At 44.3% G+C, this 15767-nt stretch carries 12 protein-coding genes; 11 read left to right on the top strand and 1 reads right to left on the bottom strand.

Annotated elements, in window-relative coordinates; translation table 11 throughout:
* Positions 1-37: 37 nt before the first annotated feature.
* Positions 38-6331: a T9SS type A sorting domain-containing protein gene (locus ISR87_06230; protein ID MBL7025038.1), complete on the top strand. Its 6294-nt coding sequence runs from the start codon at positions 38-40 to the stop codon at positions 6329-6331.
* 383 nt (positions 6332-6714) lie between these two features.
* Here the strand turns inward: ISR87_06230 and ISR87_06225 are convergent, their stop codons facing one another.
* A complete protein-coding gene (locus ISR87_06225; GenBank protein MBL7025037.1) occupies positions 6715-7134 on the bottom strand; it encodes a prepilin-type N-terminal cleavage/methylation domain-containing protein in 420 nt (139 codons plus the stop codon).
* Positions 7135-7549: 415 nt separating this feature from the next.
* Here ISR87_06225 and ISR87_06220 point away from each other — a divergent pair, with 415 nt between their 5' ends.
* The 10 genes from ISR87_06220 to ISR87_06175 all read left to right on the top strand — a co-directional run bounded on the left by ISR87_06220 (position 7550) and on the right by ISR87_06175 (position 15766).
* On the top strand, positions 7550-7918 hold the full coding sequence (locus tag ISR87_06220) for a GntR family transcriptional regulator (GenBank protein ID MBL7025036.1): 369 nt from the start codon (positions 7550-7552) through the stop codon (positions 7916-7918).
* Complete coding sequence (locus ISR87_06215; GenBank protein MBL7025035.1) at positions 7918-8775, top strand: ABC transporter ATP-binding protein; 858 nt, start codon at positions 7918-7920, stop codon at positions 8773-8775. The genes ISR87_06220 and ISR87_06215 overlap by 1 nt, the downstream gene beginning before the upstream one ends.
* Positions 8772-9773 carry a hypothetical protein gene (locus ISR87_06210; GenBank protein MBL7025034.1) on the top strand — a complete coding sequence of 334 codons (1002 nt, stop codon included), beginning with the start codon at positions 8772-8774 and terminating at the stop codon, positions 9771-9773. The genes ISR87_06215 and ISR87_06210 overlap by 4 nt, the downstream gene beginning before the upstream one ends.
* Before the next feature lie 32 nt (positions 9774-9805).
* The gene (locus ISR87_06205) at positions 9806-10627 is read left to right on the top strand and encodes a hypothetical protein (GenBank protein ID MBL7025033.1); all 822 of its coding nucleotides are present in this window, start codon (positions 9806-9808) and stop codon (positions 10625-10627) included.
* A 167-nt stretch (positions 10628-10794) separates the two neighbouring features.
* The gene (locus ISR87_06200) at positions 10795-11589 is read left to right on the top strand and encodes a YIP1 family protein (protein ID MBL7025032.1); all 795 of its coding nucleotides are present in this window, start codon (positions 10795-10797) and stop codon (positions 11587-11589) included.
* 44 nt (positions 11590-11633) lie between these two features.
* The gene (locus tag ISR87_06195) at positions 11634-12899 is read left to right on the top strand and encodes a TolC family protein (protein ID MBL7025031.1); all 1266 of its coding nucleotides are present in this window, start codon (positions 11634-11636) and stop codon (positions 12897-12899) included.
* A 9-nt stretch (positions 12900-12908) separates the two neighbouring features.
* Positions 12909-14153, top strand: a complete 1245-nt coding sequence (locus ISR87_06190; protein MBL7025030.1) for an efflux RND transporter periplasmic adaptor subunit — start codon at positions 12909-12911, stop codon at positions 14151-14153.
* Positions 14154-14254: 101 nt separating this feature from the next.
* The gene (locus ISR87_06185) at positions 14255-14605 is read left to right on the top strand and encodes a GIY-YIG nuclease family protein (protein ID MBL7025029.1); all 351 of its coding nucleotides are present in this window, start codon (positions 14255-14257) and stop codon (positions 14603-14605) included.
* 31 nt (positions 14606-14636) lie between these two features.
* Positions 14637-15335 (top strand): ABC transporter ATP-binding protein, encoded by a 699-nt coding sequence (locus ISR87_06180; protein MBL7025028.1) that lies wholly within the window; start codon positions 14637-14639, stop codon positions 15333-15335.
* A 71-nt stretch (positions 15336-15406) separates the two neighbouring features.
* Positions 15407-15766: a GIY-YIG nuclease family protein gene (locus ISR87_06175; protein MBL7025027.1), complete on the top strand. Its 360-nt coding sequence runs from the start codon at positions 15407-15409 to the stop codon at positions 15764-15766.
* Position 15767: the final 1 nt, after the last annotated feature.

The raw sequence follows: 15767 nt of genomic DNA, 5'->3' as shown, positions 1-15767 counted from the left end.
TAAGGTCCATGATCAAATGAATACTAAGGAGTATACCATGAAACGATTGTTCTCTAACGGATGGGTTTTTGTCCTCATCATGCTGCTGGCAACTGGTGCCTTTGCAGACCAGAAGGTCACACCAACATCTGCCTGTGATGTATGTCTGAAGACATCTGCTGACGGTACGCTGGATGTAAATTGGAATGCTGAGACAATCGCTAGTTCATCGCTCCGGGATGAAGAGGCTGTGTATCACGATGGCTCTTTTGAAGGTCAAATTGGTTGTGGTGGAGGTTGCGGTTTCAGCGTACGCTTCACTGCTGAAACACCCATCTTTCTCACTGGCCTGACACTGTATACTCAGGGTGGAAATGCAACCGCTGCAGTTGTAAGCATCTATACCGATGCGGCCTCTGCTGTTGCTGGCCCACCAACATTACCCATCGGCCCAAATGACGGGACTGCTCTTTGGGAATCTGATCCAATGGACCTTACTACCACCGGTGATCCCACATCACAGTTTGATATTGTCCTGGACAATCTGGTTCTTGAAGCCGGTGATTACTATGTTGTGGTCTGGGAAAACAATTCTGGATTCCTCGGAATTGCCAGTGACTTACAGCCGAATTATTTAGATCGCAATTGGGCATACTCTGCCAATGGATGGGAAATGATCAATGATGCCGTTGGTGGCGACCCGACACTGGTTGGAAACTTTGGAATTTCAGCCACATACCTTCCCCAGGAAATTGAAGGTTCATACATGACTGTGGATACACGCAACATCAACTTTGGTGTCCTCCAGCTTGATGATGGTGCTGTCACAGCAGACGTTACCATTGGCAATATCGGACTTGATCCTTTTGATGTTACCGCGATTACCATAGCGGGTGCAGATTTCACCACATCACTGGTAACCCCTGTAACGGTCCCAGTAGACGGCTCTGTGGTATTTGATGTCACGCTGACTCCTTCAGCCGAGGGTGCAGTATCTTGTACCTATACCATTACCTCAACTGCTGATAACGTGACTGAAATAGTTGTGAACGTTTCTGCCATGGTCTATGATGGTCTTCCACAGTACATGATTTGGAATCCTTCCGCCTCAATCAGTGGAGAAGCCTTCCTTAGTGAACTCACAACCCTGGGTTACACTGCAGCGCTCACTACAGATTTGTTTATGTTTGGGGATCCAGCTGATGTTGGATATTCTGGAATTTTTGTATGCCTCGGTATGTATGGAAATGGCAACTATGCCCTGGATCCAAACTCAGGTGAAGTAAGTGCATTGGTGGCTTATGCTTCTGCAGGCTACCCGCTTTATATGGAAGGTGGCGACACATGGGCTTTTGATGCTCCTACAGCACTCCATGATTTTTTTGGTATTGAGGGCGTTGCAGATGGTTCAGGAGATCTCACAACCGTTGAGGGAGAGACACTCATCGATGGTATCGATCTGGCCTACTATGGGTTCAATAACTATGTAGATCATCTCGCCCCCCTTTCTCATGATGCCATGGTATTCCACGTCAATCCCGCTGATGGAGAACCATGTGGTATTGGAAATTTAACTCCAGGAGCCAATACCATTGGTACTTCTTTTGAATTTGGTGGTCTCACAGACAGCATTGGAACTGTAAGTGAACTTTTAGCTGAATACCTCGAATTTATGGCCATGGATTATACTGACCTCTGGGCACCCACAGTTGGTGGTGTCACACAGTTCACCTTTACCCTGGATACTCTCGGACCCTATACCATTGAAGCATATGTCGAGGACAATGTTGGTATCGCAAGTGTTTCACTTTTTTACAATCTCAATAATGGTGAATTCGTTGAAGTTGGAATGACAGACTCAGGTGATGGTATTTATACTGGTGATATTCCAGGACAAACTGCAGGCACAACCGTGGCTTACTACATCACCGCTACTGATGATACAGCAAATGAAGGGTTTGCTCCAGAAGGAGCGCCTGAAGCTTTGTTTGTTTTCAGTGTGGTATCGCATTTACCACCCGTTTTCGTAGAAGCTATTTCTGGTCTTGATGGTCAGGTTGATCTGACCTGGCTGGTACCTGGTACAGAAGCACCACCTCTGGTTGAATGTGCTGATTTCGCTGTTTCAGAACTACCCTTTAATGCAACTGGGACTAACGCAGGTTGGGGTGATGATTTTGATGTTAATTTTGGTGATGGTGAGGATGTGGCCTACCAACTCAATGTGATGGTTCCATCTACCTATACAATTTCTCTCTGTAACGGCACAGACTATGATTCTAAACTTGAAGTCTTTTTTGATGACTGTATAACCACAACCGGGTACTACATCGATGACGCATGTGGTCTACAGTCAGAGTTAACTGATGTTTATTTGGAAGCAGGCACCTATCTCATCGTTGTTGATGGTTATTCCGGTGCCACCGGCAACTACACACTCGATGTGTTCGAGCAAGTGGCTAGAAATCAAACCGAGACACCTATAGTAAATGACCTCCGTCATGAACTGGACAAGCTTCGGAATGATGGCATCGAAATTACCTCTGGCATCCTTAGCTCCAGTCCAAGTCGTTACTATACTCGCGAATTACGTGAGTTACTCAACTATGGAATCTACCGTAATACAATGTCACCTGTACTTATTGAAGCAGAAAATCTTGTTGAAGTAATTGGCCTGGAACCCTTAGCTTATTCAGATTTTCCTGTAGCCAATGAGATCACCTATTATTATAGAATTTTAGCTATTTATGATGATGGTGAATCTGCCTCTGAGCAGGTTGAAGCCATGCCAACCAATCATCCTCCTATGCAGCCGCTGAACCTGGTTGGCTCGGTTAATGACGAAACCAGTGAGGTAACCCTGACCTGGAATGCCAACACTGATTATGACCTGGTGGGTTATAATGTATATCGTGCAGAGGCACTGGTAGGGACTGTTACAGATCCCACCTTTAGCGAAATCGTTGCAGATGGCGCACACTCCTATACCGTTCGTGCCTACGATACGGGTGGTATGGAATCACCACCATCTGGTCATGTTCAGGTATTGGTCGGTGATGTCCCACCAAGTTACCCCAGTGCCCTTTCCGGTCTGGATGGTACCATAGAACTGAGTTGGATGCCTCCGGGGACAGAACTATTTACACTGACTGTCGAAATTTTGACGGATATTTTTGGTGGCGAAGTCTCCTGGGATATCATGAATCAAGCTGGTGAAGTTGTAGCGGGAACTGCCCCTGGCGAGCTCCTTGCCAACACACTTTATACCTGGGATGTCGAACTGACCCCCTCAACCTATACCTTTACGATTTATGATACATTTGGAGATGGAATCTACGCGCCTGCGTATTATAGCATCTCTTTGAATGGTGATTTGATCCACACGAGTGGCGGTAATTATGGTTATTCTGAGAGTGTCACCTTTGATGCTTTTGGTGTCATCGCCCTTAGACGTGCTCATTATGATGGTGTGGCAGAAGGTCCAAAGGGAACTGTACCGACAAATATTCAAAGCTTGAACATCGTCAGTGAGACCATCTTCGATAATTCATCCCTGAGGGATTTACGTGATTTACTCAGTTATGGAATTTATCGGAGTGAAACATCACCTGTGGTAGTTGATGAAGCACATCATGTGGAAACCGTCGGAATGGATCAGTTAAACTATACTGATTTTCCATTGGTGAATGGAACCACCTATTACTACATCATCACCGCCATTTATGATACGGGTGCCGGTCCCTCTGAAGAAGTATCAGGGATTCCTCAAAATCATCAACCCATGGTCCCTGTGAATCTTGCTGCTACCGTAGACAATGATCTCAATACAGTGACACTGGACTGGGATGATAATAGTGATTATGATCTGGCAGGATATCATGTCTATCGTGATGAAGTATTGGTGGGATCCTCAACAGCATCAACCTATGATGATGTTGTAGATGATGGTGCCTATTACTATACCGTCGCTTCCTTTGATACGGGTGATATGATTTCAGGTGTTTCTGACAGAGTGCAAGCTCTGGTTGGAGCTGTACCCCCAACTGATCTCACCGCTGATGGCGAATTCGATGATCATATTGAATTAACCTGGTTAGTTCCTGGGAATCCAGCACCAGGCCTCATGGATTGTGCCGATGAATTGATCCCATCCCTCCCCTTCATAACCAACGGCAGCACCGTTGGCATGGGTGATGACTTCGATGTAAGTGGTACTGACAATGAAGATTATGCCTACCAGCTGTTCATGTCTCAAGATGGTAGTATTGATATTACCCTCTGTGGACCAAACATTGATTATGATGCAAAAGTCGAAATATTCAATGGCGACTGTGAAGTAATCGTTTCCACTGGATACTATGATGATGATGGTCCTGCCTGTGATGCCGCTCCTGGTCTCATTGGTCCTTCAGAAATTTTAGGTGCCTTCCTGGCAGAAGGAGTATACTTCGTTGTCGTGGATGGGTTTAGTGCCAACCAGGGCAATTATGATTTGACGATTACCGAGTCCGGTACTCAGAGACAATTCGTGCCTACATCTACTCGTGAATCTCTGAAAAAACTGGTGTTGAACAATGAAATGTCAGCCTCAGAAGCTGAAGCAATTGTTGCAGCTGAAGAGCCCGTTGATTTTGCTCCTGTCTTTATTGAATCTAATGCATACAATAACGACATCCGCGAAACTGCAGAAATCTCACATTATAACATCTATCGCGATGGCGGCAGCATTGGTACAACCAGTGAGACCATATACAATGATGCAGTTGAAGAAGATATGTCTTACTTCTATCAAGTAACTGCCACCTATGCAAATGGTGACGAATCTGCTCCTACAAACCTGGTTGAAGCCAGAGCAAATATGGCTCCAGGTCCACCTACCAGATTAAGTATAGAAGACACTGGCCATACCGTTACGATGACCTGGCGTGATCCCTTGTTAAACATGGATGGGTCTGCCTGTTTTGATCTTGAAGGTCTGGAAGTCAGAAGGAATGGATCATTAATCTCAAGCGTTGATCCACTGGAATGGACTTTTACGGATTTCGGTATACCTGATGGTCATTATGTATATGAAGTCTCAGGTTTTGATGAAGTACCCAATATTGGAGTTCCTGTCGTTGGTGAGGTATGGGTAGGACCCAAACCGGTTATTGTTCAGGTTCTCACAGATGGTTATCCATATGAGTCATCATGGAATATTTACAACTCCAGTAGCCAAATCGTTGCCAGCATCGCAGCAGGTGATCTTACTGAAGGTGGTGTACTCTATGAATGGGCTCTTGGTCTGGAGCCAGGACCCTATCTATTTGAAATGCTTGACACATACGGTGACGGAATCTTTGCACCAGGATATTATCAGGTGAGCCATGATGGCAACATTCTGGTTGGTCCAGGAGGTGATTTTACCACCCAGGAAATCACTCCCTTTGTTGTCGAGTCTACCATTCTTATGGGTGATCTGGATGGCGACGGGTTCTTGAATATTCTTGATGTCACCCGATTTATCGAAATCGTGACCGAGACTGGAGCAGATCCCACATTCGATGAATTAGCACTCATGGATATAAATGGTGATGGTAACCACAATATCCTTGATGTCGTGCTACTCATTGAAGAAGTCCTTAACATGGGTGGTCTGGCAAAAGACGCACCTATCATTGAGGATATCACTGCCACTATTCCACCAACGACGCTGACCAATAGACGTGAATGGCAGAATATCCCCGTTACTGTGGATTGTTTTGAGATGGTAGCTGGATTTCAAGCAGATCTTGTTTTTGATCCCAGTGTTGTAGAACTGGGCATTCCCGTTCTTGCTGAAGGGAATGAATCTGTTGGAGTCTTCTCATCTGTCAGCGGCAATACCATGCGTGTTCTTGGTATTGATCTTGCAGGAGATATGATTGATCTGGCTTCTGGTTTACTCATGAATGTTCCGGTTCAGGTCATTGACGAAAATGCTTCCGGCGCTATTGATTTCACTGTTGAAGATCTGATTATTTCCGGTCCTGGCGGTGTTGAGATCGTAGCAGAATGTCTGGTCAGCATTATAAATATTGGCCTGGCAGCACCAACAGAGTTCAGTCTACAACAGAACTATCCCAACCCCTTTAACCCAACCACATCCATCCGCTATGATATCGCTGAAAGTGGCGATGCTCATCTCGTGATTTATAACATGTTGGGTCAGGAAGTCCGCTCTCTGGTCAATGGAAATCAGAATGTTGGACGCTATGAAGTATCATGGAATGGTCTGGACAATGCTGGACAGCCAGTAGCTACAGGTATCTATATCTATCACCTCCAGGCTGCTGGATATGCTAAAACTTTCAAAATGGCTTACATCAAGTAGGACTCATTTTGTAAGGGGTAGTCCCGATATATATCAAAGAGAGGTTGTCCAAAAGGGCAGCCTCTCTTTTTTTTATTAGTAACGGGGTATAAAGGTATAGGGGGGCATAAGGGAATGTTGAGGCAGTGTTCAGTCAAATCAAAGCAAATCGTCACTTCAGGCATTTCCTGCTCCGGGGTCGGGGGAACAGGAAAGAATTGATAACCTATCTCTGGTGAGCTGGTTTTAGCCCCCGTGACTTGAAAATAACGCTTTATCTTGGGCTTTAACTAAATCTGTGATAATCCGTGGCTAAAAAAAAGAGGCCATCTCTTGTTATGAGACAGCCTCTTTTATTAAGCATATTATGATTTTTTTGGGGGGTGGTGCAGAATGGTTAATCTTTAATAAGTCCATCCACGTTCTTCAGAAATACTCACACTCAGGCTGTCTTTGATATTGTCCGGTTCAAACCAGGCGAACATGACGGTTACTTTGAGATAATCTGGCAGGGATGTGTCCATGGGAGCCACACCATCGAAGGGATCATCTATCTCCCTGACGGTTGTGGTACGGTACCCCTGTAGACCATCCAGTGTAATGGGAACCGAATACTCTGGCATGCTATCTTGAATGGTGAAATAATCCAGATCAACAGCGATGGCCATGCGGGTGGCCATGTTGGTCCAGGCCAGCTGATCCCGCTTCCCCTGATCTGCTTCCCATTTGACATGATCGTAAATCTGATATGATCCAACAGCCACTACTGAAAGTAGTACGGCGGACAACACAACCTCAACGAGGCTATAGCCACTATTCTTCATTTACATCTATTGCTCAGCTAATCCCATATTTTTCCCACGTCATGAAATCCCCAGCTGGGCCATCATCGTGATTGAACCTTGTGTGAAGCAGAAAAACTAGGAGTGAACGAAGGGAAGTAAGCTGGCAATTCCCTCCCTGTCTATGCAGGATTGCCGACCCCCTGAAGCAAGTAATTGTTTTTTCAATACCTCGGTTTCAAATCAAGATGATCCCTTATTCATGATCGTCCCCGAATCTAGAAAAAATCATCTCCGGTATCTATCATTAATTTTGATGATCCTCGTCCGCCATTCGTTATCAAATTTACAGAGTGAAAACTGGCAGATGAAGATACAGCAACACTAAAAATAGTTCTTGCATACCGTGTTGTGTTGGTGTTATAGTAATGTAGAACACCAAAAGAGGTGAAAGAAAATGAACTTTGATCAAAAAACACCGATATACCAACAACTGGCTGAGTCTATTCGCCAGGACATTCTCTCTGGGGCGTTGCCAGCTGAAACGGCAATCCCATCTGTTAGACAGATTTCAGTAGAGTATAGCCTGAATCCTCAGACCGTTTTAAATGCAACACAATTACTGATTCAGGAGGGTCTTTTGGAAAAAAGAAGAGGACTGGGCATGTTTGTCCAGAAGAGTGCTCGTAAACAGCTCAGTCAGAGTGCCAGCGACCGCTTTAAAAACGAAACTATTCTGGCTTTGGTCCAGGAAGCTCAATTGCTTTCCATATCCCAATCCGATCTCATAAAACTCATTCAAAAAAACTACGGGGAGGAAATCTGATGTCAGCCCTTATAGAACTAAAAAATGTAAGCAAATCCTACGGCGACTTCAAAGCCCTGGAGAGTGTCAATCTGGAGATTCCACCTGGCAGAATCGTGGGTCTAGTGGGGCCCAATGGCGCAGGCAAAACGACCCTGCTCCGCGCCCTGACCGGCGAATTAGACTATCAAGGCGAAGCTAAGGTCCTGGGGTTTGAACCGCGCACCCATCGCGCTGATCTTATGGAGAAAACCGGAGTCATCCATGATATCGCAGTCTTGCCCTCATGGATGAAGGTCAAAGAGTTACTCAACTTTTTAGAAGGCATCCACCCCGGATTTCATCGTGAGAAAGCAGAACACTTTCTCAAGGCCACAACCATTCCCATGGATAAAAAGATAAAGACCTTGAGCAAGGGGATGAAAACCCAACTCCACCTTGCCGTCACCCTGGCCGCAGATACCCGGTTACTTATTCTGGATGAACCAACTCACGGACTGGATATCCTATTCAGGAAGCAACTCTACACAAGTGTGTTGGAAGATTATTTTGATGAAGAAAAATCCATTCTCATCTCCACCCATCAAATAGAAGAAGTAGAGCACATTCTAAGTGATGTCATCTTCATCAATAAGGGGAAAATTCTTCTGTATTCCAGCCTTGAAGATCTCGGGAAACGCTTCACCCAGTTAACCGTACCTGCGGACCAGGCAGATGAACTAAGAATTCAACTTAAGCCCATGAATGAATATGGTATTCTGGGACGAAGAGTCTTTTTACTGGAAAACACTGACAGCAAAGCCCTGGTTGGTCTGGGTGATACTCAAACACCCTCTGTGGCTGATATTTTTGTAGCGCTCATGGGAGGTGAATCATGAAACCACTAATTGTCCTGTTAAAACGAGAATGGCTGGAATGGCAACGTGTGATTATTGGAACCATTCTGGTTATTACCTTTCTAAATCTGCTGATGCTGCTTTCAGTCTCCCGCGGTTCAGATTTCTTCCACTCAAAGCTGGAAAAGGATGGTCACATCCTTATTGAAGATGTCCAGTTCAGCGATGAGGATGAAGAGTTTGACGTCGATGTCCGTATGAAAGGTAACGATGTGGAGCTTAGTATTGATGGAGATGCTACCCCTCGTAGTGTTGAGCAAATGCTAAGAAAGGTTGCTATTCCTGTTGCATTTGGTCTTCGATTGGGCATGATGGGTACCTTCGGATTTATACTATTCCTTAGTCTGTTCTACTTTTCTGATGCCATCTATAAGGAGCGTGCCGACAATAGCACTTTATTCTACCGTAGTTTGCCGGTCAATGACCATATGCTCCTCGGCTCAAAAATAGCTGCCGGTCTTATTGGTGTGATTGGATTAACGCTATTTCTCTCCATTGAATATCTGGCCTTCCTCAGAATTGCTATCTGGATCATGGGTGATCCTTTCACCTCCCTGGCAGGACTCGTTCTGAATCAGATCTCCTATCTGAGACTCATCTGGGACTGGTTTGGCTATCTGCTCTTTGCAGCCATCCACATGGCACCACTGGCTCTGTTCCTAATGCTGGTTGGTACCTATGTAAAGGGACGCCCCCTTCTGGTTGGAATTGGAGCACCGATTCTGCTGTCCATCAGCTGGGCGATTATTTTTCAGAGTGCTGCGCTATTAAAGACCATTGGTAGGTTTTTCTGGGGGTTCAACCAGGTTATCATAGATCAGTGGGAATCAATTGAAAATGGGCTCGAAACTGACGGGGCGATTTACGGAAATTTCTGGGCCTATATCTTTAATACTGACACTGCTATTTCTGTTTTGGTATCAGCCTTGCTTTACTATGGCATATGGCACGTATATCGCAAAAATATACCGACGGGTTAGAACCCTGGAACTTTGGAGAAAGTGAATTTATTATGAAAACCAAAACAGCATTAATCCTGGCAATTATTTTGGGGCTTTTCACCTATACCCTGCCCCTGTATGCTGGCGACAAAGAATATCATATTGAGGAAAAAACGGTCATAGAGATACCCATCGTGGGCAAGATATCAACCTTGACCTCAAGCTATCTCTCAGGGTGCAGGCTAAAAGAAAGCACCACAGTGAAAGTTCATAACGCACTTGTAAAAATCATGAGCGAATCAGATGGCAAAAGTACGGAGGTTATTCTTTCCAACTTATGCGAAGAGGTTCAGTGGCAGTACAACAAAGAATCGACCGCTTATGAGTCCCAATCCTTCCAGGATCTTCGTGAATTGAAAGTCGCCGAAAAGGGTGATCACGAAACTCATATTGATATAGGGTCAGATCAAAATGATATAGATGATCCTAAGAAAATGGTGAGAGAAATTTTAGGTTATGAAAAAAATATAAATGGTCAAAAAGCCAGAAAAGTAGTCACTACCGTATATCCTGAAGATTCAGAAAGCCGGGTTGTGGTGGAGGAATATTATACCACGAAGTCCACAGCCCTATCCAAGATTTCCCGAGCCAGAGAAGATCTGAGCATGAAGCTGGGCAATGATGAAGACCATGTTGAAGGCGTCCCATCTCTGGTGAATGTAATATATAACGACATGAAGAGAGATAGAGAGTGGTCCCGCCCTGAAGGTGATATCGTAAGATTTGTTATCAGGCTTGTGGACAAGGATGATGACGATGTCTTTACCATGAAGTATGATGTTCTTGAGGCTGAGACAACACCTTACCAGGCGGATCATTTTGCACTGAAGTGAGTTAATGCATCAGATGAGTTATAGTTTCAGAAAGTAATACACTTGACTTGAACAAGTGGCATATTGATTGCCGCATAAAAGAAAGTTTAAAGTGAGCTGGGTCGGTTCACTTCAACTGGATAAAATGACACCTATACCGATCCACAATTACAAGAGGGTTCGATCTCATGGAAAACACATCATTTCTTCAGCGGATTATTAATTTATTTTTTATTCCAAGCAAAGCCTTTGACGGCTTAGTTGATGAGGTTTCATACAAGGATTGGCTCTACCCATTAATCATTGTCTCCTTAGCTTTGCTTGTCCTACCATACGCATATCTGGATATCAGTCTTGATGAAGGAGCTTATCATATGGATCGGGCTATTCAATCGATACAGAACAACTCTGACATCCCTGAAGAGAGAAGCGCTATGATCATTGAAGGGATGCAGGAAGCCAGAGAGAACATCGAAGACGCCCGCAACAACCCATTTGCTTTTAAATACCTTTGGATAAAAATATTGATTCCGATCATGCTAATAATATCGGCTGCCGTCTTTGCACTTATTCTCAGGTTAGTGGGAAATTTTGGAATGGGTGGCCAGGTTAAATTTATACCAATATTTACCGTAGTTATGATGTCATATCTCATTGGCGGGAATGGAATATTCCTAAATAGCCTTCCTGGATCGGGGACGCTGGAACTGCTGGTAAAAACCCCCTTGATTGTTATGAAAGAGTCTACCAGAATGATGCTTAGCGCCGGTCTTCTTTTTGACCATGTTGATAGCTTTGTAAAACAATTTGTAAACCAAATCGATATCTTCAGAGTCTGGGGAATGATTGTAATGGGTTTTGGCTTTGCCAAGCTTTACAATAAGTCCACAGCCACAGGAATCATGGCCGTTGGCCTGCCGTGGCTCATCTTTGTCTCAATCGGAGCAGCTTTACTTCAGTCGAATCCAGCAACTGCCGGATGAGAAATCACAATAATAATCATTCAATATTTATGATAGGAAATTCCATGCGTTTAAAATTAATAGGCTCCTTATTCATCATCCTGTTCTGGCTGCCTGGATTTGGTCAATCAGCCTCCCCCATAACTCTGGATGATTGCATCCGTATTGGATTAGAAAACAATCAATCTCTAAAAATAAACCGCTATGAAACCGACCGGAGTGTCTCTCAAGCCAAAAGTAACATTGGCATGGTTTTGCCCGTTGTCAATTTTTCAGTTTCGGGTAGAAGTTCAAATCTCGCCGGGACTGGCTGGAACGATGGCTACTCCTCCTCGCTAACTCTCTCTCAGAATATCTGGGATGGCGGTGCCTGGTGGAACACCCTCAAATCAGCTAAAGTCGCCCAGGATGCAGCTTCTATCCAGTATGAGAGTTATGAAGTTAATACCGTATATCAGATAAAAGCTGCCTACTATAACTACCTCTCAACACAGCAATTGCTGGATGTTTACCGTGAGAATCTCACAACAAGTGAATATCAGCATCAGCTCACACTGGAAAGATTCAAATTGGGGGCTGCCTCCCAGAATGATACCCTGAGAACCAGAGTGAATATAGAACGCGCTCGTCTGCAGATCGTAAATGGCGAGGTTGATTTACAATCAAGATCTCGCAATCTCAATATCATCCTTGGCCGCGAAGCAAACGATCCCCTCGTCCTGGCGGAACCAGTGTGGCAGGCTGTTGTCGTTCCAGAAGTCGAACAAATCATGGATGAGGTTCTGGCTTCAAATCAGTCACTGAAATTATTGGAACAGAACAAGGAAATCATGTCATATAATGTAAAAATAGCCAGATCAGGCTATATGCCATCCCTGGGAATGTCAGCTTCCTATGGAAATAATGGCGCCACTGCATTTGGTGATGTTTTTGGTGAGAGCACTTCAACAAAGTCTGCTGGACTCTCCCTCAGCTGGAACCTTTTCAATGGAACCCGCACCAGCCGGGGAGTAGAACAGGGAAAGATTAACGCCAAACTGGCCACGGAAAACTATGATTTGTCTGAGCGAAATCTTCGTAAAGATCTGGCTCAAACCCTGGAACAAATGGATGCTTTAAACGAATCAGTCACCATATCTCAGCTTATTCTAACGGCTTCTGAACAGGATCTTCTCCTGGCCCAAGAACAATACAAAATTGGTTCGCTCTCTATTCTGGATGTCTTGAGAATCACGGCAAGTTATGAAGATGCAAAATCAAATTTAATCCGTACCCAACACAATCTGAAAGTTGCTGAAGCAGGACTGCTTCAATTGATGGGAAAGCGTTAAGGGGTTGATATGTCCAAAAAGAAAATAATAATCATTGTCCTGATTGTCATTGTTGTAGGAATTGGTGGATTTTTCGCTGTAAAGAAAGATCAGGGTAATACCAAGGAAGTCCAATCAGCAAAGGTTGAGCGTGGACAGGTCGTCCATAAAGTTGCTGCCTCAGGAAGAATCCAACCTGTCGTTGAAGTCGATGTGAGTGCAGATGTTGCCGGTCGGGTCATTCGCATGGCTGTCAAGGAAGGTGACTGGGTAGAGAAGGGACAATTCCTGGCCCAACTCGATGCGACACGCTACAATGCAGATGTTGATCGAGCTGAACAGGTCCTGGCATCCTCGGAAGCTTCACTCTCCCTGGCCCAACTGGAAAAAAACCAGCAATTCGAACTATTCCAGAAGAAGTTAGTGAGTGAACTTATCTACCAGGGAGCTCTGGTACGATATCAGCAGAGCTTGTCAGCTAAAAAGCAAGCCGAGGCTGCACTGGCCCAATCACAGGACAACTATAATAAGACCATGATGTTTGCTCCCATGTCAGGGACTGTGACTCTGGTCAACAAGGAAGTTGGAGAAATGGCCCTGGGTTCCGCTTTCAGTCGGGATATCATCATGATTATTGCTGACCTGAATGAGATGGAAGTTCTGGTCGATGTAAATGAAAATGATGTGGTCGATGTCTCTCTAGGCGATACCACTGAAATTGAAATTGATGCGCTTCAGGATACCATGTTTCAGGGTATTGTTACAGAGATTGCCCATAGTGCCCAGAATACTGGTGGTGGTAGTCTCGATCAGGTGACCAATTTCAAAGTACAAATTCGCCTTTTAGATCCACCCCCACAAATTCGCCCTGGTATGTCAGCGGCTGTTGATATCCGTTCAGATGTTCGGAATGATGTCCTGTTCGTTCCCATTCAAAGCATCACCATGAGAAAACCACGTCAACTCAAGGAAAAGCAAAGTAAAGAACTTTCAAGAGCTGACAGTAGTAAGAATATGGAAGATCAAGACCTTGAACCCGTGGAAGTGGTCTTTGTCCTGGTAGACAGTGAAAAGGGTAAGGGCAAAGAAGTGATTCAACGAGAGGTAGTCACTGGGATTATTGGCGAGCGTGATTTTGAAATCCTATCTGGATTGGAACTGGATGATGAAATTGTCACAGGTCCATATAAAGAAATCAGCCGTGGTCTGAATGATGGAGACCGGGTAAAGATTACCAAGCGTAAAAAATTCAATGCTGACGATAATAAAGATTGATAGCGATGACTAGAATACACGTCAAGAGCATCGCATCATAATATTATCGCTACACATACCGTTTTCACGTCATCCCGAACGGAGTCGAGGGATATTGAAAAATGAAATTGGGACAAGTCTACATATTGGAATGTTCTGACATGACACTGTATACTGGCATAACCAGCAATCTTGAGAATCGATTAGCTCAACATAATGAGGGCAATTTCTTCGGTTATACCCATTCAAGGAGACCTGTTAAATTACTCTGGAATACTGATTTAATGGATATCCAAGATGCCATACTTCTAGAGCGGCAGATTAAAAACTGGGGCAGGGAAAAGAAAAAAGCACTTATAAATGAAAGTTGGGATACGCTTAAATTATTGTCTGAGTGTAAAAACCCGAGTCATAGTAAGAACTATTCCCTCGACTCCGCTCGGGATGACGAACTGAAGAATACTGACTTTTGAAGCAAATATTTGTAATAACACGGAATTAATTATGTTACTAATCCAAGTCAAAGATCTCTATAAAATATACCAGATGGGAAATTCTGAAGTGCGTGCCCTCGACGGCGTATCCCTTTCCATCGAACAAAACGAATACGTCTCCATCATGGGTCCCTCAGGTTCGGGGAAATCGACCCTGATGAATCTTCTGGGTTGTCTGGACACCCCTACTTCAGGGGAGTTCTTTATGGATGGTATTGATGTGGCCACCATGGATGATGATGCATTGGCACATATTCGAAACAAGAAAATTGGGTTTGTATTTCAAACCTTTAATCTGCTCCCAAAATCCACCAGCCTGCGTAATGTCGAACTACCCCTGATATATAATGGAGAGATCAAGGCTGCTGATCGCAAAGAAATGGCGATTGGTGCCCTGACACGGGTGAATCTTGGTGATCGTGTCGATCATAAACCCAATGAATTATCCGGTGGTCAAAGACAACGTGTGGCAGTGGCAAGAGCCCTGGTCAATAATCCAGCAATTATTCTGGCCGATGAACCTACTGGTAATCTTGATTCAAAAACAGGTGAAGAAATCATGGTCCTTTTTGATGAACTTCACAAGCAGGGTAACACCATTATTCTGGTTACCCATGAGGAGCATATTGCTGCTCATGCCTCCCGAGTGATCAGACTCCTTGATGGAAAAATTGCCGTAGATGAAGCTACTAACCGGGCAAAACGATAATTCCATGTGGTACTTGAATTGCAAAGATTTATTGTTTGTCATCCCGAGCGGAGTCGAGGGATAATTACTCCATGAAAACCGGTCAATTTTATATCTTGGAATGTGCTGACGGATCATTATACACAGGTGTAACCAGCAATCTAGAAAATCGCCTGGCTCAACATCATGAAGGAAATTTCCCTGGATATACACATTCCAGACGACCCATAAAATTGCTGTGGAATACGAACTTAATGCATATCCAGGACGCCATTGTTCTCGAAAAACAGATAAAGAATTGGAGCCACAGAAAAAAGAGAGCGTTGATTGAAGAGAGGTGGGAAATACTGCATTTATTAGCTGAATGCCAAAATGAAAGTCATCATAATAACCTATCCCTCGACTCCACTCTGTATGACGAGGATGTGAACCTCCGAGAAATGAGAAAGTAAG

This window comes from Candidatus Neomarinimicrobiota bacterium, assembly GCA_016784545.1.
GTDB lineage: Bacteria > Fidelibacterota > UBA8477 > UBA8477 > JABMPR01 > JABMPR01.
This window is presented reverse-complemented; position numbering and strand designations above follow the sequence as displayed.